The organism is Desulfolithobacter dissulfuricans (assembly GCF_025998535.1).
GTDB lineage: Bacteria > Desulfobacterota > Desulfobulbia > Desulfobulbales > Desulfobulbaceae > Desulfolithobacter > Desulfolithobacter dissulfuricans.
The window spans coordinates 818,338-842,097 of record NZ_AP024233.1; the positions used below are offsets into that span (position 1 = coordinate 818,338).

The following is a 23,760-nucleotide window of genomic DNA, read 5'->3' on the forward strand; positions in this document are numbered from 1 at the left end:
ACCTCTCTGCCACAGGAGAAGGAGCCCGTGGTCGTTTACGTCCACGGGCTTGGACAGAGAGGCCATCGTGGGGCGCGGCGTACGCCGGCAGGCCTCTCCGGGGTCGGATTGTTATTTTTTGCGTAGCACCCGTTTGTCGCCGATGCGGATGGTGAGCTTGATCCGGTCGAAATACTCGAGCAGTGGGATGGAGAACTTGCGGGTCAGGCCGGTGAGTTCCTTGAACCGGGGAGCGTCGATTTCCCCCTCTTTTCTGATGTGGTCGGTGAGTCTTTCCGCCAGGGTATCGATTTCCCGGCTGTGGAAGTAAAGGGACTCTGTCACCTTGACCAGGATTCCCTCCTGCAGGAGCAGGTCAATGACCTGGCGGATCTGTTTTTCGGGAAACTCCTCGAAAGTGGCCAGCACGTCTTTCAGGTTAGGCGGCCGCAGGCCGGCTTCGCGGTACAGACCGGTGATCTTTTCCTGCATCTCTTTCTCGTCCACCTGGAGAGTGACCTCGTGGCCTGACAGGCGCACCTCGGCCCCCTCGACAGCGATCTGTCCCTTTTTCGTCAGGGTGGAAAGTATATAGGAGAACAGTTTGGCATCCAGCGGCGGTCGCAGCCGCGAGCGGAGTTCTTCCTTGGCCAGGCCGCTCTTGAGCGGATTTTCCCGGTGGTATGCGGCCAGGATATCCAGCACCCTTTCTTTGATGCCCTCCACCACCGGCGCCGCCACATAGCGCTGGTTTTCCGAGTCCACCACCAGGATCCTGCCGGTGGAGACCGGCTGCTGGAGCTGTTTTTTCAGTTTCTTGCCAAAGATACCCAGCCGGGTGGCCAATTGATCGGCGGTGAGTCCCTGTGGACCGCTTTCCTCCAGGAAGAGCAGCATCCGTTCATCCAGACTGCCGCTCCGGTAAATATGGAATATCTCCCGGTTGCGGGTCCGGTCCCGACTGGCAGTGCGCTTACGTTTGGGCGGCGCGTTGTTTAAAATGGTGCCGCCGCCGATGGTGGTGACCGGTGAGTAGGAGCGCAGGACATACCGATCCCCGGGCCATACAGCCGCGGGTTCCTGGAGGATCAGCTGCACGGCCGCATCCTCGCCGGGCATCAGGGTATCGGTTTCCAGCAGGACAACCCGGCCGATGATTTCCCTGGTGCCCACATGAACCCGGACCTGGGTCCGGTTCTTGAGCTCCCGTTCGTTTTCCGCCAGGTAGTGGAAGTCGACGTCCAGCAGGGTCGAGGGGGTCAGGCTGCCCGGCGTGGCGGCCACGTCGCCCCGGTTGATCTCCTCCTTTTCAATTCCCTGCAGGTTGATCGCGGTCCGGTGGCCGGCCTCCACCAGCTCCACATCCTGGCCATGGACCTGGATGCCGCGGATCTTGGCCTGCAGTTCGCCGGGATAGAACATCAGATCGTCGCCCACGCCGATACGGCCGGAAAGCGAGGTCCCGGTGATGACCGTTCCGAAGCCCTTCATGGAAAAGACCCGGTCCACCGCCAACCGAAAGGGACCGAACTCTTCGCTGAAGTCCAGGGCTGCGACCTTTTCGTCCAGCACTCTGAGGACCTCGTCAATGTCTTCACCTGTCACCGACGATACGGTCAAGAGCGGCGCCTCTTCAAGAAAACTTTCCGTGAAGAACTCCTGTACCTCCTCCTGGACCATCTCCAGCCATTCCTCGTCCACCATGTCCTTCTTGGTCAGGATGATGATGCCGTCCCGGACGCCAAGCAGACGACAGATATCAAAATGTTCTTTTGTCTGGGGCATGATCCCTTCATCGGCGGCAATGATAAAGGCCACCAGGTCCATACCTGCGGCACCGGCAACCATGTTGCGGACAAATTTTTCATGGCCGGGCACATCGACGATCCCGATCCGGTGGCCGCAGGGTAGATCAAGATGGGCAAAGCCGAGCTCGATGGTGATTCCCCGTTCCTTTTCCTCCTTGAGCCGGTCTGTTTCGATGCCGGTCAGGGCCCGGATGAGGGAGGTCTTGCCGTGATCGACATGTCCTGCTGTGCCAAGAATAATTTCACGCATGGGTCGTGGTGGAAAGTGAGAGTTTGAATGGTTTTTTCTTTTTCTGCCAGTTTGACGGGGCAGGGCCAGGCTACGACCGGGGCTGTGTTGGCGGAGATGCCGACACGCTGTTCCGGGTACCCGGGAAGCAGCGGCGGTAAAGGGTCACTGCCCCTTTTAAGGCCTCTAATCTAAATATAGGGGTTGCTTCCCGCCTCCTCGCCGATGGTGGACCTGGAGCCTCCGTACCCGTGTCCAGGCCAGACGACGGTTTCCGGCGGCAGGGTCAGGAGCCTGGTGCGGATGGAATGGAGCAGTTCGCTGGTCGAACCTCCGGGAAAATCGGTCCGTCCGACGCCCCCGACAAACAGGGTGTCGCCGGTGAAGCAGTTGGGCGCTCCGTAGAGACAGATAGAGCCCGGCGTATGACCCGGGGTATGCAGGACCTTCAGGGACTGGTTGCCAAAGGTGATGACGTCGTGGTCTTCCACCAGAATATCCGGAGGGGGTGATTCGGCCAGGCCCAGCATGGAGAAGTACTGGCGTACTTCGTCGCGGGCAAAGAATTCGCCGTCAGCCCGGTGCATGATGATTTCCGCCCCGGTGGCCTGCTGGATGGGGCCGTTGCCACAGACGTGATCCGGGTGGCCATGGGTGGCGATGATATACAAAACCTCCAGTCCATCGTCCTGGCAGGCCGCCAGAATGCGGTCTTCGTCACCTCCCGGATCGATGATCGCCGCTTTGCCGGTCTCTTCACAGGATACGATGTAGCAGCATACGCCCATCATACCCACGGTAAGCTGTTGAATTTTCATGGGATGAAACTCTGGATTGCTCGGGTTCGGGGTGAGGTGGCTCGAACCGGGCCCGGAGGCAGAACGTTCCTCTCTTCAGGCCCGGTTTCCATCCTGATATCGGTCAGCAGTCGCACTTGTCCGGATTACATCCGCCGGAGCCGCAGCCGCAGCCGCCACTGGCCGGGGATATGGTGTCCAGAGTCGGGGCGCTCTTCCCGGGCGGCAGCCGCTGTTCCACGGCATCGACCACGGCCGCGAAGGCCTTGGTGGCCGGCGTTTCCTCATCCGAGGAAAGATAAGGTTTGCCCGTGTCGCCGGCGACAACCACCCGCGGGTCCATGGGGACACGGCCAAGGAATGGCAGATCAAAGTCGCGGGCGGTCTTTTCTCCGCCACCGGTTGAGAAGATGTCCACGCTCTCGCCGCAATGGGGGCAGATAAAGCCGGACATGTTCTCAACCACGCCGACCACGGGCATCTCCACGGTCCGGCAGAAGTTGATCGACTTGCGGACATCGGCCAGCGCCACGGCCTGGGGCGTGGTCACAACCAGGGCATGGACGCCGGGAATGGTCTGGGCCACAGACAGGGGTTCGTCGCCGGTGCCGGGAGGGGCATCAACGATAAGGTAGTCCAGCTCGCCCCAGTCCATATCGGCTACAAACTGGCGGATGGCCTGGATTTTGAGGGGGCCGCGCCAGATAATGGCGTCGTCCCGGTCCTTCATCATGTACTCAAGCGAGACTACCTTGAGCTTGTCGCTGTAGACCAGGGGCGGAACAAGGTCGTTGGGGTTTTCAGGTGGCTGCAGGCTGCCGGTCAGGTTGAGCATCCGGCAGATATCGGGTCCGTGCAGGTCCACGTCCATCAGTCCGACCCGGTGGCCGCGGTTGGCCAATCCCATGGCCAGGTTGACCGCCACCGTGGACTTGCCCACGCCACCCTTGCCGCTCATGACCAGGATTTTATGTTTGATCTTGCCAAGAGACCTTGTGATGGCGATGTCCTGCTGCGCCAGCTGGGCATCGGCCCCGTGGCAGCTGCTCTGGGTGTCGGATCCACAGGATCCTCCGCATGAATGTCCCATGATGATGTACTCCTTGTATAGATAAATTGGTCTGTACTGTTCTGGATGACAGTCCTCTGGTCCACCGCAGACCGGACGATCAGGGACTGTGGATCGCAGAAATTCACGCTGGAAAACTCCAATTACTCTAATGCCGCTTATCTGAAAAGCAATGAAAAAACACCGCCACCCCTGCCCGCTGTCCCACTTTGGGGTTGTGACTGCACCGGCCTTTGTGTTGATTTTTCATTGTCATGGACGGTATAGTGATTATCTCTATCTCTGGTGGTGTATGTTTCCTGAAGCCTTATGTCGAACTCGGGAGGATGTAGATGGACTTGCTGAGTAAAAAAATTCTGGCAGAGCTCGAGCATATGCAGCAGGCGGGCCGCCTGCTGCGCAATATGTCTCTGGCCCGTATGCTTCCGATGGATTCAGGAGGCTGGCAGCCCCCGCTCGATGTCTATGAAGGGGAAGATGAATTCTACATCTACTGCGATCTGGCCGGGGCCGACCGGGACAGTTTGTCGGTGATCGCCGAGGAACACAGGGTCCGTATCAGTGGCCGCCGCCAGCTGCCGCCCCGTCATGCCATTGTCTGTGTCCATCAGCTGGAGATCGAGCTGGGACCGTTTAACCGGGTCGTCTCCCTGCCCGCGGCCATCGACGTGGATCGGGTGACCTCTGCCTACCAGCAGGGGATGCTCATCATCACCATGCCGAAAAAACAACGGAAAAGCAAGGTCAACATCAGGATAACCCCTGGAGAATAGAGCCATGACTGCGGAACAGCCAAAACAGGAAAAACGGATTGATCCCCAGAGCCTGGAAGTGCCCGAGGTCCTGCCCATCCTGCCTCTGCACGGTTTTGTCTTTTTTCCGGGCATGGGGTTTCCCCTGCAGGTATCCAGCGAATCTTCCCGGCAGCTGATCGACGAGGCTCTGCTGGGGGATCGGATGATCGGTCTGTTGCCCCATTCCGGGGAAGACTCCAGCAGCCAGGAGGATGTGGATACCGATGATCTCTACCAGGTGGGAGTGGTCGGCTATATCCACAAGATGACCAAATCCGAGGAGGGAGTGTACCAGGTGCTGGTCAGCGGAACGAAGAAGTTCCGTGTCCTGGAATACGTGCAGCGGGAACCCTTTCTCAAGGCCCGGGTGGAAGAGATTCCCATGGAGGTCAGGGAGGACAAGAAAATAGAGGCCCTCCTTCTGGGAATCCGCAACCAGTTCCAGAAACTGGTCAAGATGGCGCCGCTGCCTCAGGAAATCGGCATGACCGTCTCGGCCCTGACCAACCCGTTCCACATCGCCTACCTGATCACCTCGCAGCTCAACCTGAAGATCAGCGAGGAGCAGGAGATCCTGGAGATCGAGGACCTGGAGGAACTGTTGCTCCGGGTGGCCCGGGAGCTCAGCGACCGGATCGAGACCGTGGAGATGTCCAACAAGCTCCAGGAGTCCATCAAGAAGGACATGGATGAGCGGCAGCGGGAATTTTACCTGCGCCAGCAGCTCCAGGCTATACGCAAGGAGCTTGGAGAGGGAGAGGACGACAAGGTCGAGATCCGCGAGCTGCGGGAGCGGGTGGAGAAGAAGGGCTTGACCGAAGAGGCCCGGGAAGCGGTGGAAAAGGAGCTCGAGCGGCTGGAACGGATTCCGCCTTCCTCGCCGGAATACACCGTGTCCCGCAACTATATCGACTGGATCCTGGAGCTGCCGTGGACCGAGTCCAGTAAGGATACCATTGACCTCGACAAGGCCGAAAAGGACCTGGAACATGACCATTACGGGCTGGCCAAGATCAAGAAACGGATTCTCGAGTTTCTGGCGGTGCGTAAACTCAAGCCCGATATCCATGGTCCCATCCTCTGCTTTGTCGGTCCGCCGGGAGTAGGCAAGACCTCCCTGGGCCAGTCCATCGCCCGGACCATGAACCGCAAGTTCGTCCGGGTGGCCCTGGGCGGCGTGCGGGACGAGGCTGAGATCCGTGGCCACCGGCGGACCTACATCGGTGCCCTGCCGGGGCGGATCATCCAGAGCCTGAAAAAGGCCGGGACCAATAACCCTGTCTTCCTTCTCGACGAGATTGACAAACTGGGCAATGATTTCCGCGGCGATCCCTCCTCGGCCCTGCTTGAGGTCCTGGACCCGGAACAGAACTCGACTTTTACCGATCATTACCTGGACATTGAGTTCGACCTTTCCAAGGTGATGTTCATCGCCACTGCCAATGTGCTGGACGCTATCCCCGGCCCCCTGCGGGACCGGATGGAGGTGGTGGACCTCTCCGGGTATACCGATCACGAAAAGACCATCATCGCGCGCCGCCACCTGTTGCCCAGGCAGCTCGAGGAACATGCCCTCGATGAAGATGACCTGGACATCACCGATGAGGCGCTGCGGGTCATCATCCGCTCCTATACCCGCGAGGCAGGAGTGCGTAACCTGGAGCGGCAGATTGCCGCCATCTGCCGGGGGTGGCTACCGGAATTGCCCGGGGTAAAAGTGGAAAAACCGTGGTGACCCAGGAAAATCTCTATGATTTTCTTGGGCCGATCAAGTATTTTCCCGAGATCAAGGCCCGAACCTGGGGACCCGGTCTGGCCACGGGGCTTGCCTGGACCCCGGTGGGCGGGGAGATCCTTTTTATCGAATCGGCGAGCATGAAGGGCAAGGGGTCCCTGACCCTGACCGGCAAACTCGGCGATGTGATGAAGGAGTCCGCCACCGCGGCCCTGACCTATATCCGTTCCCATGCGGGAGAGCTGGGAATAGACGAAGATCTGTTTGCCAGGACCGACCTGCATGTGCATGTGCCCGAAGGGGCCATCCCCAAGGATGGACCGTCGGCCGGGGTGGCCATGGTCTCGGCGCTTGTTTCGGTGCTCACCGGTAAAACCGTCCGTCAGGATGTGGCCATGACCGGTGAGATCACCCTGCGCGGGGATGTCCTGCCGGTGGGCGGCATCAATGAAAAGGTCCTGGCAGCACTGAGAGCCGATATCAGGGAGATAATCCTGCCGGTACTGAATGAAAAGGATGTCACGGAAATTCCGGAGGATGTGCGGGAGGGGGTGGTCTTTCACTATCCGCACACCATTGCCGAGGTGCTGGACATCGTATTTGAAAAAGAGGCTGAAGCGTAATGCTTGGATGGTTTAAGAAGAAATTTGGCAAGAAACAGGAAGAACAGAAAGGCCCGGTTCAGGCTGAAGAGAGCGTAGCAGCAAAAGCGGTGTCCGAGGTGGGGGAGGAGAGGCCGGAATCCGGGCCACAGACGCCACCGGAACCAGTGGATGTCTCGGCACCGCCTACCCCCGCCGGAGAGCCCCTCCCGGAAAAGGAAGCCGTCGAAGCAGAGTCGGCAGAGCCTGGAAAAGAACAGGAACCAGCCGCAGAAGAAGCTCTGGTTAAAACTGGGCCCTCAGCCACCCGGCCGGACACCGGGGAGCAGGAAAAACCGGTCCGGAAATCCATGTTCCAGCGGCTGCAGGAGCGGCTCAGCAAGACCCGCGAAACCCTGGCCAGTCGGCTGGATACCCTGTTTCTTGGCAAAAAACAGATCGATGAAGAGCTGCTGGACGAGCTTGAAGAAATCCTGATAACCGCTGATCTCGGGGTGCGGACCACCCAGGAACTGCTCGATGCGGCCAGGACCCGGGTCAAGCGGGACCAGCTCAGCGACCCCCAGGCCCTCAAGGAGGTGTTGCGGGAGAAGATTTATGAGTATCTCCAGGCCTCGGATCAGCCGGCCGAACTGGTCATGCCGGAAAGCGGACCTTTCGTGATCATGGTGGTCGGTGTCAACGGTGTCGGCAAGACCACCAGTATCGGCAAGATCGCGGCCAAATTTGTCCGTTCCGGCCAGTCGGTTCTGCTGGTGGCCGGGGATACCTTCCGGGCCGCGGCCATAGATCAGCTCAAGATCTGGGGTGACCGGGTCGGGGTGGATGTTGTGGCCCGCGATCCGGGATCAGATCCCTCCTCGGTGGTCTATGAGGGCCTGGAATACGGGGTGGCCAACGACATCGACGTGATCATCATCGACACGGCCGGTCGTCTGCACACCAGTGTCAACCTTATGGAAGAGCTGAAAAAAATCCGGCGGGTGATCGGCAAAAAAATGGCGGGGGCACCCCATGAGGTGATGCTCGTTCTCGATGCCACCACCGGTCAGAACAGTATATCCCAGGCCAGGATGTTCAGCGAAGCCGTCGGGGTGACCGGCCTGACCCTGACCAAGCTTGACGGTACCGCCAAAGGTGGTATCGTGGCCAACATATGCCGGGAGCTCGGTATTCCAGTCCGGTTCATCGGTATAGGTGAGCAGATCGACGATCTGCGTGATTTTGACGCCAGGGAATTTGTTGACGCACTGTTCAACAGGGAACCCGACGAAACCAGACAGAGCTGAAAAGAACACCACTGCCATGGCACCGCCTGTATATCCTTTCTACTGCCGGCTCAGACGTCCTGCCACCGCTGCGACGGGCTGCTGCCCTTCGCCGGACGGACAGTCGAGAACGGCCGGGAAGGATCTGTTCTCCCTGCTGCTCCTGTAACCCCTCAAACCTGTTTTTTCTTCCTCTTCCATGGAATATCGACGACATAACCAGCCCGGCTGTGGTGGTTGCCTCCTGATCACGGCCCTGATTCTCCTTGCCACCGGCGGTCTGCCGGCGGTGGCCAATTTTTTCGGCTTTCTTTTTCTCTCCGGCCTGATCGGCGTTCTGCTGCTCATTGCCGCCTTTTTCGGCTTTTCCTGGTACGTGCAGCGCCGGGTCTCCATGTACGAGGCCTCCCAGACCGAGACCCACAAGCGTTTTGTCCACCTGCTGGTCCATATCCTGGTCAAGATGGCCCAGGCCGATGGCCATTTCACCAAGGCCGAGCTCAAGACCATGCTGAACTTCTTCCAGTACTCCCTGCGCTACAACCAGGACCAGATGTACTGGGTCAAGCAGCTGATCAAGGATGCCCGGGACGCGGATGTGGACATGAACCAGTTGCTCACCGAATTCCGCAACTCCTTTGCCTATGAACCGCGGTTGATCCTCCTGGAGCTGATCTACCAGCTCATCTACACCAAGCAGCCACCTGATCCGGCCGAGCTTGCCCAGGCCAGGCGCATCGCCCAGTTCCTGCAGATTTCCGTCTATGACCAGCGGACCATCGAGGCGAAATACCAGTATCGTCAGCGTCGGGAAACAGCCACCGCCGCTTCCAACGAGGAACATTACTATGCGGTCCTGGGCCTGGAGGTCGGGGCGGATTTTGTCGCCATCAAAAAGGCGTACCGGAAGCTGTCCATGCAGTATCATCCGGACAAGGTCAGTCATCTCGGCGAGGAGTTCAAGCGGGTTGCCGAGGAGAAGATGAAGGAGATCAACGCGGCTTACGATTATTTCAAGCGCAAGTACAACGGCAAATAACCGGCGCCGGCCGGTAAAAGTCCTGCAAGGCGTGGCCTGCAGCAAGGGTCTCCCCGCCAGGCGCAGAGGGCAGGTCTTTTCCTGGTGTACCGCTACCCCATTGTGCCTCCCGGGCACCATCCGTGGGCGGATTTTCTTTTGTCTCCTGTCCTGGAGGAGATGAAAAATATCTGGTTATTTAGTACGTTGACGTTGTTGATCCCCAACCGTACAATTTTACTCAGTTGCTAAAGCAGGAAGGTACTATGTCAGTTTCCAAGAAGATGCAGATGTTTGCGGAAAAATCGTCCTGGATCCGCAAGATGTTTGAAGAGGGCGCCCGGATGAAGGCGGAGTTCGGTGATGAGAAAGTGTTTGATTTTTCCCTGGGCAACCCCGATGTTCCGCCGCCGCCCAGGTTCACCGAGGTTTTGCGGGAACTGGTGGAGGAAGACAGGCCCGGGATGCATGCCTACATGCCAAACGGGGGCCTTCCCTGGGTCCGTGAGGCCCTGGCCGCCAAATTGTCCCAGGAGCAGGGGGTGGAGATCGGTGCCGGAGAGGTGCTCATGACCTGTGGGGCGGCCGGAGCGCTCAACGTGGTGATGAAGGCCCTGCTTGATCCCGGCGACGAGGTGATCATCCTGTCGCCGTTTTTTGTCGAATACAATTTCTATGTCGACAACCACGGGGGCCAGACAAAGATTGTGCCCACCGACGAGGAGTTCTGTCTCGACCTCGGGGCCATCGAGGCCGCACTGTCCGAAAAGACCAAGGCCGTGCTGATCAACAGCCCCAACAATCCCACCGGGCAGGTCTATTCCCGGGAGTCCCTGGCCGCGCTCGGGCGGCTCCTGGATGAGGCCGGCGAGAAGTTCTGCACCACCATCTACCTGATCTCCGACGAACCGTACCGCAAGATAGTCTTTGATGACTGTGAAGTGCCCTCGATCATGGAGGCCACGGATAACTCCATTGTGGTCTCATCCTATTCCAAGGATCTTTCTCTGCCCGGCGAGCGGATCGGCTACCTGGCCGTGCATCCGGAGATTTTTGAAAAGACCATGCTGCTCGACGCCCTGACCCTGGCCAATCGGATCCTTGGCTTTGTCAATGCCCCGGCCCTGATGCAGCGGGTGGTGGAACGGCTCCAGGACGAGACCGTGGATACCTCTATCTATGCCCGAAGGCGGGAGATCTTCTGCAGGGTTCTCGACGAGGCCGGGTTTGAGTATGTCCGGCCCAGGGGTGCCTTTTATCTCTTTCCTAAAACGCCCATCGATGATGTGGAGTTCTGTGGTCTGCTGCAGGAGGAGAAGATCCTTGCCGTCCCGGGTCGCGGGTTCGGGGCGCCGGGCTATATCCGCTTGGCCTTCTGCGTGCCCGATGACGTGATCGAGCGCTCGGCGGACGGTTTCAAGCGGGCCATGGAGAAGTGCCGGCGCTGATGCGAAAAGGTCTCAGGCCGGCTCCACAGGTGACCGCCCCGGGACGGTGTCGCCGCGGCCAGGTTATATCCTGTCGGCCCTCCGGATGATATCACACAGTTCCAGGGCAATGGTGGAGATCTCTTTCTGATCCTCGCCTTCCACCATGACCCGGATCACCGGCTCGGTTCCTGACGGCCGCACCAGGATGCGGCCCCGGGAACCGAGCTGCTCTTCCTTTTCCCTGAGCGCCTCCGGAAATCCCTGGATCTGTTCCGGGGCCACCTTGCTCGACATGCGGACATTCTCCAGGACCTGGGGATAGCTGGTCATGATCCTGGCCAGTTCGGAGAGCGGCTGATTTTTCTTGATCATGATGGCCAGGAGCTGCAGTCCGGCAAGGATACCGTCACCAGTGGTGTTGTGATCGAGAAAGACCAGGTGACCGGACTGCTCGCCACCAAAGTTATACCCCCGGGCCCGCATGGTCTCCACCACGTAACGGTCGCCCACCTTGGTCCGGACCAGGTGCCCCCCCATCTCTTCCATGGCCTTTTCCAGGCCCATGTTGCTCATCACCGTCGCCACCAGAGTCTTCTTTTTCAGCTTACGCCGTTTCATCAGCTCGGCCGCGCAGATGGCCATGATATGATCCCCGTCGACAATCTCACCATGTTCGTCGCAGACGATGAGCCGGTCGCCGTCGCCGTCCAGAGCCAGGCCGATATCGGCTCCCAGTTTCTTGACCTTTTCGGCCATGATCTCCGGGTGCAGGGCGCCGCACTGCTGGTTGATGTTCTTGCCGTCGGGATTGATGCCGATGCAGGTCACCCTGGCGCCGAGCTCGGAGAAGACGTAGGGCGCCACCTTGTAGGTGGCCCCGTGGGCGCAGTCGAGCACGATATGGAACTCATCCAGGGTGTATTTTTTCGGAAAGGTGTTTTTCAGGAAGACGATGTAGCGGCCCTTGGCATCGTCGATCCGCGAGGCCTTGCCCACCTCGTCGGCCACCGGCCGCAGGGCGGCCATCTTCTGTGAAAAGATCAGGTCCTCGATGTCGGCCTCCAGTTCGTCGGGCAGCTTGAAACCGTCACTGGAGAAGATCTTGATACCGTTGTCCTGGAACGGATTATGCGAGGCCGAGATGACCACCCCGGCATCGGCACGCATGGAGGTGGTGATAAAGGCAATGCCCGGGGTGGGCAGGGGGCCGACCAGCTGGACATTGACGCCCATGGAACAGATACCGGCCGCCAGGGCGTTTTCGATCATGTAGCCGGACAACCGGGTGTCCTTGCCGATGACGATGTGGTGGCCCTTGGTGTTGGTCTTGACGATAAAGGCAATGGCCCGGCCAATTTGCATGGCGATTTCCGTGGTCATGGGGTAGATGTTGGCGACCCCGCGTACGCCGTCGGTTCCAAAGAGTTTTCGCATGGTCTTCTCTGAATTTTGAGTGTTGAGTTTTTTTGAAATTGTCGGTCAGGCCAGCTGACGCAGCCTTGCGCCCGGTACTGTCAGTGCGGACTTTCTTTTGCTTTTTCCGGTTGCGAGTCGCTGTCCTTTTTTGTGGTCGCCTTTGGGGGTACGGCCTTTTCTGGTCCCTTGTTTTCAGCCTTTTTCCTGGCCGGGGTCTTTTCCAGCAGGGGAATGACCAGAACCTGTTCCGGCCGGGTGGCAATGATCTTGATCGGCTCGTGGCCCGGAACGTTGACGCCATTGACCGTCACCGGCAGTTTTTTGGGCCCGGCCAGGTTTTTCACGGTCAGTGAGGCCCGAAACAGCATGGATAGCTCCGGGGTGTCGCGGACAAGGTTTTCCGGAATCGAAGCCACCACCGAGACCGTGCTTGGTTTGACCTGGACCGGAAATTCCGGCGTGCGGACGTTGACCGGAATGGAATGAACGGTCCTTTCGACAAATTTTTCCCGCACCTCGAGCTTGACCGTGACAACTGTCTCGCCTATGAGGTCGAGCAGTTCCTGGGACAGGTTCAGATGGACCTGCAAGGTGGTGGAATGGTCGAGTCCGTCCAGATTGATCACGTAGGTGGTCAGGGCGCTGGTGGAGTCCAGGACCGCCTTGGGACCCGAGATGGTCAGGTGATCCGGTTCAAGGGTGATCTTGCTCAGCACATAGCCAGGCGCCGGACTGCCTTCGGTGATGGGATTGATGGGCAGATCCTTCTGGACCAGCTGGTCGAGCAGCAGGGTGATGTTGGCCGGCTGCAGCCTGAGCACCGTTATACCGCGGGGAAAGGGGATGGAATCGGGATCGTTCTGGACTACCACCGTGCCCGGCTTGGCCCCGGAGAGGTCGATGGGCCGGGTGATGTTCTGATTGCGGATTTCCTGGATCAGGCTGCGGGGACCACGGATGGAGACCTCGATTTCTTTTTTGAACTGATTGGATATGACCAGGTCGGCCGGCAGGTTCAGGATCTCGATGGGCACCTGGATATTGATGTCCACCTGGTCTTCGCCCACGACGAAAAACCAGAGAAAGATACCCAGGCACAGGGAGATGGCCTTGAGGGCCAGGTCCTTGGGGGCAGTGCGGAACGGCAGTCGAGTCATTGTGTTAATCCGTGGGGTCGCAGTGAGGGCTCATGTCTCCGTTATCTCTTCCGAGGCTCTGCCAGGCCGGGGCTATCCTCTGTTTTCTCCCCGCTGTCACGGGTTGGAAGTCCGGGATTTGCCAAGCCAGCTTTTCCACGCCGGCGTCGTGGACTGCTGGTGGATGAAAATGGACTGCAGGGATTTGGTCAGGGCTTCCTCGTCCCGCAGGGTGGTTATCCTGCCGTCCATGACCAGCGATATCTCCTGTGTTTCCTCGGAGACCACGATGATGACCGCATCGGTCTCTTCGGACAGTCCCAGTGCCGCCCGGTGCCGGGTGCCGTAGCGTTTGTCGATGTCCGGGTTCTGGCTCAGCGGCAGCAGGCAGCCGGCCGAATGGATGCGGCCCTTGCGGATCACCACCCCGCCGTCGTGCATGGGCGAGGCGGGCAGAAAGATGGCCACCAGCAGTTCACGGACCATGCGGGCATCCAGGTAGTAGCCCGATTCGATGTAGTCGAGCAGTCCGGCTTCCTGTTCAATGACAATAAGGGCCCCGATCCGGCGGCGGGCCATGTAGAAGGCGGCCTTGATGATCTCGTTGAGGTCATGGGCGGCCACGTTGTGCATCTTGTGGAACGGGGTCTGGCCAACCTGGGTCAGTACCCGTCTGATGTCGTGCTGGAAGACGATGATGATGATCAGCAGGATCGAGCTGAGAAAGGTGCGCAGCAGCCAGTGCAGGGTCAGGAGGTCGAGCTGCTTGGAGATGAAATAGATAACCGTGATCACAACGAGACCAAGCAGCATCTGCACCGCCCGGGTGCCGCGGATCAGGAGCATGATCCGATAGATGATATAGGAAACGATCAGGATATCAACGATATCCTGCCATCTGATTGATCTGAGAACGTCGAGCATCGAGGGGGGTGCGGAGAAGAGGTTGCGTCTGGTTGTTACAATGTGTTCAATATGCTTTAAATTTAGCATGTTAAACAGCGATTGAACAGAAAAATAAAAGAGACGCCGCAAATTTTCTAATCTGGTATAGTATGGCGCAAACAGGCTGCCCGCCGGTGAGGACTGCAGCCCAGCAACTTTCTTATTATGCTTGAAATCTTTCGATGACCCAGCCCGACGGACAACACCCAGGCGATCTGGATCGGTTCGGCAATATCGTTATCTCGCATCCTCCGGAACGACCGCGGAAAAAGCCCGCTTCCCGGAAGAAGGCCGGGAAGAAAACCGGTCGGCACCCCACGGGACCGCAGAGGCCGAGGTCTGTGCGGCAAAAAAAGAGCCGCCGGCCTCTGGTGTCGCGCCGGGTCGTATTCTTTCTCCTGCCGTTTTTCCTGGTTGCGTTCTATTTTTCCGCGGTTCTGTATGGTATTCCGGCCCTGGTCAAGGGCCCCCTGGCCGAAAAACTGGCTGCGGCCCTGGGGCGCCCGGTCCGGATCGGCCAGGTGGTGGTCTCGCCCCTGGACTGGCAGGTGCAGGTGTCCGGTATCATCGTTGGCTCGGCCCGGGGAGAGCTGCCCTATCTGTTGAAGCTGGAGTCGCTCCAGTGCCGGCCAAGTGCCAGTTTGCGCACCGGAAAGATCATCCTGCACGATCTTCTCCTGGACGGTCCGGATCTGCAGCTGATCCGTTACCGGGAAGGGGAGTACAACTTCAGCGATCTTGTTCCGGCGCTGCGCGGACTTGAACGGCGTGGCGGGCTGGCCCCGGTCAGTGTGGACAGGATCCAGGTCAGGAACGGCCGGCTGACCCTGGACGATCGGCCGGTCCAGGCCCGCCACCGGGTCCGTGACCTGCAGATTCTCCTGCCTCTGGGCGGTGGTGGCAGCGGGCAGGACATGGTGCTGCGCGCCGTGGTCAATGACAGCCCCGTGGAGGTCACCGGTTCGCTGGACGGGAATGGTGGAAAGGGCAGGGGTAACCGGTTACGTCTTGGCCTCCATGGGCTGGAGCTCAGGTCCTATGCCGGCTATATTCCCGGTCTGCAGCAGATATTCGCGGTGGAGGAGGGCAGTGCGGATCTGGATGTGGAACTGGTGCTTGCGGGTGGGGCTCTCCCGGGAAAGTCCCTGTCCCTGGAAGGCGATCTTGTGCTGCGAAATGTCCGGGCCGTCAGTCGTGACAACATGATTGGCCTGGAGCTTCCCGGGGGCAGGCTGGCCTTTTCCGTGCAGCCCCTTGCCGGGGCCTTTTCCTTTGAAGAGATGGTCTTCCGGCAAGGAACGCTTCGCTACCAGGGTAATGATCCGGCGCTCCTGCTTGGTTCGCTTGGCCAACTGGTGGGCAACCCGGCCCTGAAGCTGCAGGTGGACCGGCTGCTGGTGGAGGAGGGCACTCTTTGGCTGCAGGCAGGGGATGGGGCGAGATCAGCGACGCCCTGGGAAGCCGTCCGTCTGCAGCTGACGGGCTGGCGCAGCAGGGCTGCGCTCACGGGCGGTGAGAGTGGGCCGGTCGGCGTGTTGCGCTTAAGCGCTGAAAAGAAAGGGGAGAAGAAGAGTTTTTCCTTCCAGGGAACGCTTGATCAGGAGCTTTTCTTTGACGGTGAAGCCGACCTGGCCAACGTGGATGGTGGCTGGCTTCTCGGCCTGCTCCGACCCGGGAACAGGGTGGGCGCTGTCCGCGGGCGGGGAGATTTCAGCGGCAGGGTCAGTTACCGGGTGACACCCGGCTCCCGGCCTGGGCTTGAGCTGAAAAAGGGCTCTCTGGAGTTACGTGATTTTCAACTGGTGGACGGGACCGAACATGTCCTCTCGGGCCGGAAGCTGGTTTGCGAGGACCTGCAGGCGGACGGTCAGGCGGGTTGCGCGAGGCTGACTCTTGTCGGCGCAGATATCGACGCGACCGGCTTTCTCGCTTTCCTTGGCGGAGAGGATAAAGGCGAAGGGGCCTTTTTGCAGATGGACGAGCTGGCGGTCGAGGATTCCCGGCTCAATGTACGTCTGCCCATTCCAGGTGACCGGGACAAGACATATCCTCTGACCATCTCCAGGCTGATGCTGCAGGCAACCGGCTTGCGGGATCCGGAGCGGGACCGGGACAACATTATCCTGAGCGGTATTGTCGGTCGCAGGGCCGAGCTGCGCATGGGCGGTGTTGTATCCCTGGCTCCGGCCCGGACGACGGCCCGGTTGCAGGTTTCCCTGCGCAACCTCTCCCTGGAGGAACTCCGGCCGTTGATCCGTCCGTGGTTTCTGCCGGAGAAGGTTTCCGGTCAGCTGCATCTGCGCGGTTCACTTTCCTGGCCCGGGAAGCAGTATGAGGGGATTGTCTGGCTGGAGCAGTTCGCTGCCGCGGACAGGGATGGTCTGCCTCTGCTCAGCTGGGATCGGGGCGTCCTGCAGGGAGTGCATCTCTCGTTTGCTCCTTTTGGCCTCAGTATGGACAATGTTCAGCTGCAGAGGCCACGGCTCCTGGCCGGCAATGGTCCGGCCGGTCTGGTACGTTTTATCAATCCCCGGTGGGACATCGGGTATCTTCCCGTGTCCATCGGCCACCTGTCGGTGGAGAACGGAACATTCCAGGCCGGGCGGCCGGCCCTGTTTCCCGATTATGTACCCGAGCTGACCGGGTTGCAGGGAACCGTGACCTCCATCCGTCATGACGGTGTGTTTCCCTTTACCTTCAGTGGCCGACTGGAGGAGGCCAGGGTCGAGCTGACCGGATCGGCAACCCTTGGCAGTACCGAGGAGTATCACGTCTCGGTGTCGGATTTTCCCCTGTATGGATTTACCGATTTTTTTACCTCCAACCTCGGAGCCGAGGTGCGCCTGGCCATGGCCGACTGGACAGTGGACGGTGATGGGGAGGGGAGCGTGGCCACGGTGCACCTTGAGGGGGTGCGGGTATTGCCCGATTCACGGTACGGGCTGATTTTTGCCCTGCTCCTGGATCAGCAGGGCTCCCTGGGACTGGAGCTCGGGCCCCTCAAGGGCCGGGATGAGCTCTTGTTCCCCCTGGTTCACCAGCATCTGCACCGGTTGCTGCTCCAGGCGGTCATCTCGCCGTGGCTGATTGTGGAGAGCGAATTTCCCGACCTGCATCTGGAACGGGAGATCGTTTTCCCGCCGGCCCGGGCGGAAATGGATTTTCCTGATCCCGGCGACTATGGTCGGCTGCTTGAAAAGCGGCCCCTGCTTGGGCTGCGGATTACCGGCGGATATGATCCGGAAACCGATCTCTATGGCCTGCAGGAGGTGCTGCAGGAGCAGGCGGATCAGCAGTGGCAGGAGGAAAACAGGCGGCGTGAACTTCTGCGCCTGCAGTGGCTGGCCCGGGAGAAAGAGGCCATTGCCGCCATCGGCAAGACCGGTCAGGTCCAGGAAGAGCTTATCGAGCCAGACTGGAAGGAGCATGATCTCCAGCCCCTGCCCCGACCCGTGGTCGAGGTCCCTCCCGGACAACTCGTCGAACTGGCCCGGAAAAGGGCCCGGGCCGTGGCAGCCTACCTGGTGGAAAAGGCGGGCCTGCCTGGTGAGCGGGTGGATGTCGACGAGCAGATCCTCCAGAGTGGGGCCGTGGTGAAGATTGGCCTTGTGCCGATGATCAGATGAGTTTCCGGTCCCCGCCGGTAAAAAGCCCGTTTCCGTATCCTGGCCCTCGGATCAGGTTGAGAAGATTATTCACCATATCCTGGAACCTTTAACAAGAAATGCTCCGGCCACCTCACAATAGATACAACAGGCTGTATGTCTATTATTTTGACAGGAAGGAACTTCCTCCGATCGATGATCCTGACCTGATCGGGACCTGGATCGAGGATGACAATGCGCTGCTCTTTTTCCACCGCGACCGGCGTGATCTGGTCCGGGAGATCTGTGCACGGACCGGGGCTTCGCTTGTCTATGAGGCTGACCTGGATTACCGGGACTGGGAGGCAGGGGTGGAGATCACTTCTTTTTCCACCCGGACCCTGACGGTCCGGCCGGTGTGGGAGGAGGGTGGTGAGCGGCAAGGGAGCCGGGAAATCATCCTTGATCCATCGGTTATCTTTGGCAGCGGCTTCCATGCCACCACCCGGCTCTGTCTGGAAACCCTGGAACTGGTTCTCCTGGAATCGGGCCGCAGGATCCGCTCCATGCTTGATCTGGGCACGGGGACCGGCCTGTTGGCCATTGCCGCGGCCAGGCTGGGGGTGGAGCAGGTGGTGGCCATTGACAACAATCCCTTTGCCTGCGAGGTGGCCCGTCAGAACGTCCGGCTCAACGGCTGTGAGGACCGGGTCCGGGTGCAGCAGATGGATCTCATGGCCGGGCTTCCTGATACCGGTTGCGATCTTGTGGTGACCAACCTTTACAAGGGGTTGCTGGTCCGTCTTTTCGAGGATCCCGTCTTCTGGCGCGGTTCCATGTATATGGTCTCGGGGTTTATTGCCGGCATGGAGGCGGATCTTCTTGCGGCCCTTCCCGCCGGCACCGTACAGATGCTGCACCGGGGCAGTCGGGAGCAGTGGCGGTTGTGGCTGCTCCAGCATAGTGGCGCCGGCCTGGAGAGATGAGCGGACCTGCAGATGTATCGCTTGCCAGGTGGCTCGGTCTCCTTTCGGTGGCGACCTTTGTCGTAAGCCTGGTGCTGATTCCCTGGCTGATTGCCCGTCTGCCCGAGGATTATTTTATCTGGCACCGTCGCAAGGTGGAAGAGCGGAGGCAACACCATCCTGCCCTGACGATTTTGCTTCTGTTTGTGAAAAATTGTCTGGGCCTGGCCCTGCTGGCGGCCGGCCTGACCATGCTTGTTCTCCCTGGCCAGGGGATCCTGACCATGGTCCTGGGGTTGTCGCTGATGGACTTTCCAGGGAAGCAGCGGCTCATCAGCTGGTGTCTGAAAAACAGGAAGGTGCGTGACGCCCTCAACTGGGTGCGGAAGAAAACAGGCAGGCGAGAGTTTATCTTTTGAACACCCATGCAGGCTTTCACGGCCTGCACAACGAAATATGAAAGCTGTTGCCCCCTGGAGGGTGGGACGAGACTTTCATAAAAAAAGCGGGCCGCGCCGGATAATTATCCGGCGCGGCCCGCAGGCTGATTTTTTTCTGTTTTCTGCTTACATGGCATGGTCGCCGGTGACGGGCGGTCCGCTTTCCTTTTTCGGCTCCGGTTTGATGCCTGCCTTGACCAAGGCATTGCTCAGAGCAACAAAATCACTGCTGTTGGGATGGCCCTTGGCCGAGGGCGCATCGTCAAGCCAGACCGGGGGCGGTACTTTTTGCGAGGCGGTTTCGATCACTTTTTCCGGTACTTCGCCCTGGCAGCTGAAGCAGCCGATCACCGTGGCGCTTTCGGCCAGCTCCACCGCCTTGTTCATGGCTATTTTTGCATGTTCGGAGTCTGGGGCGGCGCCGTGGGTGGCAAAGAGAAAGACCTTGTTCCTGCATTTTTTCAGGTACTCCTGGCTGTCCGGGTCCGGCTGGCCCGCCTTGATCCAGAATCCAACGCAGACCACATCATAGTCGCCTGGATCGGGCGCTTCCTTGACCGGGGCGATCTCCTTGTTTTCTTCAGGTATCTGTTTGAATAGTTCCTCGGCCAGTTTCCTGGTGTTGCCGCCCGGTGATGAGTACACGACTAGATATTTCATTGTCTGCTCCTCCTGTTTTAAGATACGATTGGGTTATCTGTTACGGCGGGTTACAGCCTATGGGCTAGTCCGGCAAACATCCTGCGGTCCTCCTGGGTCAGCTCGCTGGCGCGTCTGGCCTGAACCGAAAAAAACTTTCTGGTACTGTCTGGAGTTCTGTTTTTATTGTGCATATGTTCTTGTTGATAAGGTAGTGCCTTTTTTATTTTTTTCAAGCCGTTTCCGGTTTTTGAGTCCTGCTATGCGATGAACCGGGATATCTGTCGCCGATATGAGGGATAACATCGCTTCTTCTCTCTACCCGTGGAAAAACTCGTGATCACCGCTTCCATGAGAAGGCTTGTCAAGAAAAGTCCGACGTGGCGAACCATTTTTTTTATAAATCCCTGTAACGTCAGGCTTCCATTCGCATTCATATAAAGAGCTCAGCCATAAGCTCGATGCATCGTACAATCCGTCGTGGAAGCTGCAACCTCCGCGGCGGTCTTTGAATATGTCACTGGCTGATGACGGACCGAGCGGTGTCACGCAGTCTTCCGGACGGGACGTTTTTTTGAGGGAGATATTAAAAACTCTCAACTGCCTTTGGAAACAGAAGGAAAAACATCCTTTTTTCCCTTTGTTCACTCTCTGGTTCAACCGGGTTTTCTACGCAGCCTTTGCCAGGGGGCGAGATTGCGGTTTGTAAAAAGGGTCATATATCTCACCGTGCTGCCAGAGGCGATGCATGAGTACCGCCAGTTTTCTGGCTACGGCAACCACGGCACGACGCTTTGCGTTTTTACCTCCCCTGGCTGCCAGGCGAAGACCAAATCTTCGTAAATTGCAATCCTCTCCAAAAGGTCCCAGGATGTACTGGGCCGAACCGACCAGTAACCTCCGCAGATAGGGGTTGCCCGCTTTGGTTATCCGAAGCTGCCTGTCGGTTTCTCCTGACTGGTCGCGGCGGGGAGTCAGGCCAAGAAAACATCCAACCTGTCTACTTTTGCCAAATCGTGCCGGGTCTTCCACGATTAATAGAAAGGCCAGGGCCGTCAGAGGACCAACTCCTTTTATGGCCCGCAATAATTCGGTCTCCGGGTATCGCTCCGCACTGATACGCTCTATTTCCCTGTCAAATTCTTTGATCTGGGACGTAATCTGGCCGATAATTGTCAATACAGGCTCCAGAGCGCCACGTAAGTCTTCAGGAAGATGTTCATCTGCCTGCCGGTGAAAACTGTCTGCGCTGCATCCCGGCAGGCGATATCCCAGCGCCTTGACACTGCCACGAACATGGTTGATCAGGCTGGAGCGGTTCCTCACCAGGACATCCCTGGCCTGCAATATCTCCAGATCAATCTGGGCCTGTTCGCCCCTGTGGTTGACCGGATAGAGCAGATCAGGATCCATCCGGGCTATGCGGGCCAGCATTTCAGCGTCTCTGGTATCTGATTTATCGTTGCTGTCCCAGATGGCGCGTAATTTACGAGGGTTGCCAACCAAAACATGGCAGCCCAGCCTGGATAACAGCCTGCTGATCCAGGCCGAATGGGTACCGGCTTCAAGGGCAACAGTTGCCCCTTTATGGGGTGAGAAAAACTCACTCAACGCCTCTCTGGTATTAGTAACCGTATCTCGACGCACGATTCGGCCTGCATGATCAACAATACAGATAACATGATTTTTATCGCCAAGGTCCATTCCGATTGTTACATTGTGCATGGCTGGTTCTCCCAGGTTGTGCAGCATTCGACTGCGGTTATTCTTGAGCGTGTTTATAACACAGCTCGCGGGGAATCAGCCTTCTCATTTTACCTCCGCGGTGTCACGCAGGTGACCGGACAGCCGACGAAGTGGCGGCAGGCCATGCCCCGCTCTGCGGGGTGATGCCGGAAACAGGTGCCGGAGCGACTGGTCTTGGCAATGGTTGTCTGCGGGCCTTGCGAACCATGGGCCATCCCTGCCAGGTACATCAGGGTACCGCGGGAGCGGTACCTGGGCTGATGGAACGTTCACCGCAGGAGCGGAGGAACGAGAAGTCCGGGCGGTTTTTGTTGCTGCCCGGCTCCGTGGCACGCAGGCGATGGTATCTCTTCTTCAAGCTGAGGTTCGGTGGTAATCACATTTTGTTTCAAGGAATTGTCCAGTGCTCTATCCCTTTGACCATGACCGGTTTCGCGACCGGATTCTCCACTGGTTTGCCAGACACCAGCGTGATCTGCCATGGCGGCAGACCTATGAACCGTACCATGTCTGGGTGGCGGAAATCATGGGACAGCAGACCCAGCTGGAGCGGGCAGCTGAGTATTTTCGCCGCTGGATAAACCGGTTTCCCGACATTCGGGCCGTGGCCGACGCTTCGGAACAGGAAATACTCAAGGCCTGGGAAGGTCTTGGTTATTATCGCCGGGCCCGGAATCTCCAGCGGGCGGCCCGGCAACTTCTGGCCGATCATGAGGGGGAGATTCCCGCAGATTACCAGGCTCTGCTTGCCTTGCCGGGTATAGGACCCTACACGGCCTCTGCCATTGTCTCCATTGCCTTTAACGAGTCCCGGCCGGTGCTGGATGCCAATGTCAGCCGGGTCCTGGCACGGGTGGCTGATATCGATCAGCCCGTCCGGTGCCAGGCGGTGCAAAAGGCGCTGAACAGGCTGCTCTGGGAGCTTGTGCCCGCTGACGGGGGCGTGATTTCAACCAGGCCCTGATGGAGCTTGGCGCCCTTGTCTGTACCCCGGCAAAACCGGATTGTGAACAATGTCCGGTCAGCGGGCTGTGCCGGGCGAGACGGGTGGACAGCGTTGATTTGCGTCCGGTGACCGGCAGAAAGGTCGGCAGGGTCAGGATAGAGATGGCCTGTGGCATCATCATCCGGGAGGGCCGGATTTTTATTCAGCAGCGGTTGGGTGATGATGTCTGGGGTGGATTATGGGAATTTCCCGGTGGTCGACTGGAGGACGGGGAGGCTCCGGAGGCTGCGGCCAGGCGGGAAATTCTTGAAGAAACCGGGCTCCAGGTGGGGCCCCTGTACCATGTTGCCACGGTGCAGCATGGTTTTACCCGCTACCAGGTGACCCTGCATGGTTTTCTCTGCCAGTTGACATCTTCCGCTGCTACCCCTGTGCTCCACGCGGCCCAGGAATTTTTCTGGGTCAGGCCTGCTGAGCTGGGCCGCTATGCCTTTCCTGCCGGACACCGGAAATTGATCGAGCAGATGGGAGACAGGGAGTGGAGCCTGGATTTTTTTTCAAAAAACCCGAAAAATAGGTAAATCTACCTATTTTCTTTTGTGTTTGCCCGGCATGGCGGGCAAACCCAGCCTGCGGAACGCAGGCGTCACCCCGACCAGGGGGAAGACAATCCGAATCGCAAGGGCGTTGCTGGCAACGGCAGGGTCTGAAGGAAGCGATAGGAAGTGAGCGGTACATAGCGTAAGTGAACCTGATTCGGCGTCATAGGTGGGTAAGCGTGCACAATAGCGTGAAGCCCGATACCTGGTCAGACCTTTGGCGTGATTGAGGATGGGATTGCTCACCGGGAGTTCGCCTTAACCGGGGAAGCCTCCTAGCGTACTTGCAGTACGAGAGTTAAGGAAGGTTCAAGGAGAGATCCAAGGCCTACCGAAGCGGTGGGAGGTGGCAGATGATTCCGTAGTAGTGATGAAATCCCGGCCGGAGAAGCCTGGTAACAGCGTGGAGGATAAAACCGGGATGACCTGTCAGCGTTGTTTGACAGGGGCTGGTATTTGCCAAAAGCGGTATCAGTTGCGAAGGGATGAAGTTTATTTGAAGGTTCCCTGAAGATCATGGAGGTCTGGAGTCAGAACACAAGCTGCCCGACGGGGCGGGGCACATTTTCGGCGGTATGCTGTGAGAGGCCGTCTGCTGATTTTGGCCGTTCATCG

General features: G+C 58.8%; 17 protein-coding genes and 1 pseudogene. 10 read left to right on the forward strand and 8 right to left on the reverse strand.

Annotated features, from left to right (window positions below; all coding sequences use genetic code 11):
- Nucleotides 1-111: 111 nt before the first annotated feature.
- From selB to GF1_RS03460, 3 genes are all read right to left on the reverse strand, one after another.
- A complete protein-coding gene (gene selB / locus GF1_RS03450; protein WP_267928227.1) occupies nucleotides 112-2,037 on the reverse strand; it encodes a selenocysteine-specific translation elongation factor in 1,926 nt (641 codons plus the stop codon).
- 170 nt (nucleotides 2,038-2,207) lie between these two features.
- Complete coding sequence (locus GF1_RS03455) at nucleotides 2,208-2,834, reverse strand: MBL fold metallo-hydrolase (protein WP_267928229.1); 627 nt, start codon at nucleotides 2,832-2,834, stop codon at nucleotides 2,208-2,210.
- 103 nt (nucleotides 2,835-2,937) lie between these two features.
- Nucleotides 2,938-3,903: an Mrp/NBP35 family ATP-binding protein gene (locus GF1_RS03460; protein ID WP_267928231.1), complete on the reverse strand. Its 966-nt coding sequence runs from the start codon at nucleotides 3,901-3,903 to the stop codon at nucleotides 2,938-2,940.
- 311 nt (nucleotides 3,904-4,214) lie between these two features.
- Between GF1_RS03460 and GF1_RS03465 the strand changes: the two genes are divergently transcribed.
- From GF1_RS03465 to GF1_RS03490, 5 genes and pseudogenes are all read left to right on the forward strand, one after another.
- Nucleotides 4,215-4,655 (forward strand): Hsp20/alpha crystallin family protein, encoded by a 441-nt coding sequence (locus GF1_RS03465; protein ID WP_267928232.1) that lies wholly within the window; start codon nucleotides 4,215-4,217, stop codon nucleotides 4,653-4,655.
- Nucleotides 4,656-4,659: 4 nt separating this feature from the next.
- Nucleotides 4,660-7,034 (forward strand): annotated as a pseudogene (gene lon, locus GF1_RS03470) (endopeptidase La).
- Nucleotides 7,034-8,302, forward strand: a complete 1,269-nt coding sequence (gene ftsY / locus GF1_RS03475; protein WP_267928233.1) for a signal recognition particle-docking protein FtsY — start codon at nucleotides 7,034-7,036, stop codon at nucleotides 8,300-8,302. The pseudogene lon and the gene ftsY overlap by 1 nt, the downstream one beginning before the upstream one ends.
- Before the next feature lie 178 nt (nucleotides 8,303-8,480).
- A complete protein-coding gene (locus GF1_RS16155) occupies nucleotides 8,481-9,320 on the forward strand; it encodes a DnaJ domain-containing protein (protein WP_326491589.1) in 840 nt (279 codons plus the stop codon).
- Nucleotides 9,321-9,565: 245 nt separating this feature from the next.
- A complete protein-coding gene (locus GF1_RS03490) occupies nucleotides 9,566-10,747 on the forward strand; it encodes a pyridoxal phosphate-dependent aminotransferase (RefSeq protein WP_267928234.1) in 1,182 nt (393 codons plus the stop codon).
- Nucleotides 10,748-10,810: 63 nt separating this feature from the next.
- On the opposite strand, the gene glmM is transcribed toward GF1_RS03490, so the two are convergent.
- The 3 genes from glmM to cdaA all read right to left on the reverse strand — a co-directional run bounded on the left by glmM (nucleotide 10,811) and on the right by cdaA (nucleotide 14,205).
- Complete coding sequence (gene glmM, locus GF1_RS03495) at nucleotides 10,811-12,163, reverse strand: phosphoglucosamine mutase (protein WP_267928235.1); 1,353 nt, start codon at nucleotides 12,161-12,163, stop codon at nucleotides 10,811-10,813.
- Between the two features lie 80 nt (nucleotides 12,164-12,243).
- A complete protein-coding gene (locus GF1_RS03500; protein WP_267928236.1) occupies nucleotides 12,244-13,302 on the reverse strand; it encodes a CdaR family protein in 1,059 nt (352 codons plus the stop codon).
- 96 nt (nucleotides 13,303-13,398) lie between these two features.
- On the reverse strand, nucleotides 13,399-14,205 hold the full coding sequence (gene cdaA, locus GF1_RS03505) for a diadenylate cyclase CdaA (protein WP_267928237.1): 807 nt from the start codon (nucleotides 14,203-14,205) through the stop codon (nucleotides 13,399-13,401).
- A gap of 362 nt (nucleotides 14,206-14,567) precedes the next feature.
- Here cdaA and GF1_RS03510 point away from each other — a divergent pair, with 362 nt between their 5' ends.
- From GF1_RS03510 to GF1_RS03520, 3 genes are all read left to right on the forward strand, one after another.
- Nucleotides 14,568-17,852 carry a DUF748 domain-containing protein gene (locus tag GF1_RS03510; protein ID WP_267928238.1) on the forward strand — a complete coding sequence of 1,095 codons (3,285 nt, stop codon included), beginning with the start codon at nucleotides 14,568-14,570 and terminating at the stop codon, nucleotides 17,850-17,852.
- A 98-nt stretch (nucleotides 17,853-17,950) separates the two neighbouring features.
- Nucleotides 17,951-18,796: a 50S ribosomal protein L11 methyltransferase gene (locus GF1_RS03515; protein WP_267928239.1), complete on the forward strand. Its 846-nt coding sequence runs from the start codon at nucleotides 17,951-17,953 to the stop codon at nucleotides 18,794-18,796.
- Nucleotides 18,793-19,194 carry a PGPGW domain-containing protein gene (locus tag GF1_RS03520; RefSeq protein WP_267928240.1) on the forward strand — a complete coding sequence of 134 codons (402 nt, stop codon included), beginning with the start codon at nucleotides 18,793-18,795 and terminating at the stop codon, nucleotides 19,192-19,194. Before GF1_RS03515 ends, GF1_RS03520 begins: the two co-directional genes overlap by 4 nt.
- Nucleotides 19,195-19,341: 147 nt before the next feature.
- On the opposite strand, the gene GF1_RS03525 is transcribed toward GF1_RS03520, so the two are convergent.
- The gene (locus GF1_RS03525) at nucleotides 19,342-19,875 is read right to left on the reverse strand and encodes a flavodoxin family protein (protein WP_267928241.1); all 534 of its coding nucleotides are present in this window, start codon (nucleotides 19,873-19,875) and stop codon (nucleotides 19,342-19,344) included.
- Nucleotides 19,876-20,523: 648 nt separating this feature from the next.
- Entirely contained in the window at nucleotides 20,524-21,579 is a 1,056-nt protein-coding gene (locus tag GF1_RS03530; RefSeq protein ID WP_267926464.1) for an IS110 family RNA-guided transposase, read from the reverse strand.
- Between the two features lie 424 nt (nucleotides 21,580-22,003).
- Here GF1_RS03530 and GF1_RS03535 point away from each other — a divergent pair, with 424 nt between their 5' ends.
- Nucleotides 22,004-22,564: an HhH-GPD family protein gene (locus GF1_RS03535; protein WP_267928242.1), complete on the forward strand. Its 561-nt coding sequence runs from the start codon at nucleotides 22,004-22,006 to the stop codon at nucleotides 22,562-22,564.
- Complete coding sequence (locus GF1_RS03540) at nucleotides 22,564-23,127, forward strand: NUDIX domain-containing protein (protein ID WP_326491590.1); 564 nt, start codon at nucleotides 22,564-22,566, stop codon at nucleotides 23,125-23,127. Before GF1_RS03535 ends, GF1_RS03540 begins: the two co-directional genes overlap by 1 nt.
- The last annotated feature ends 633 nt before the right edge of the window (nucleotides 23,128-23,760 follow it).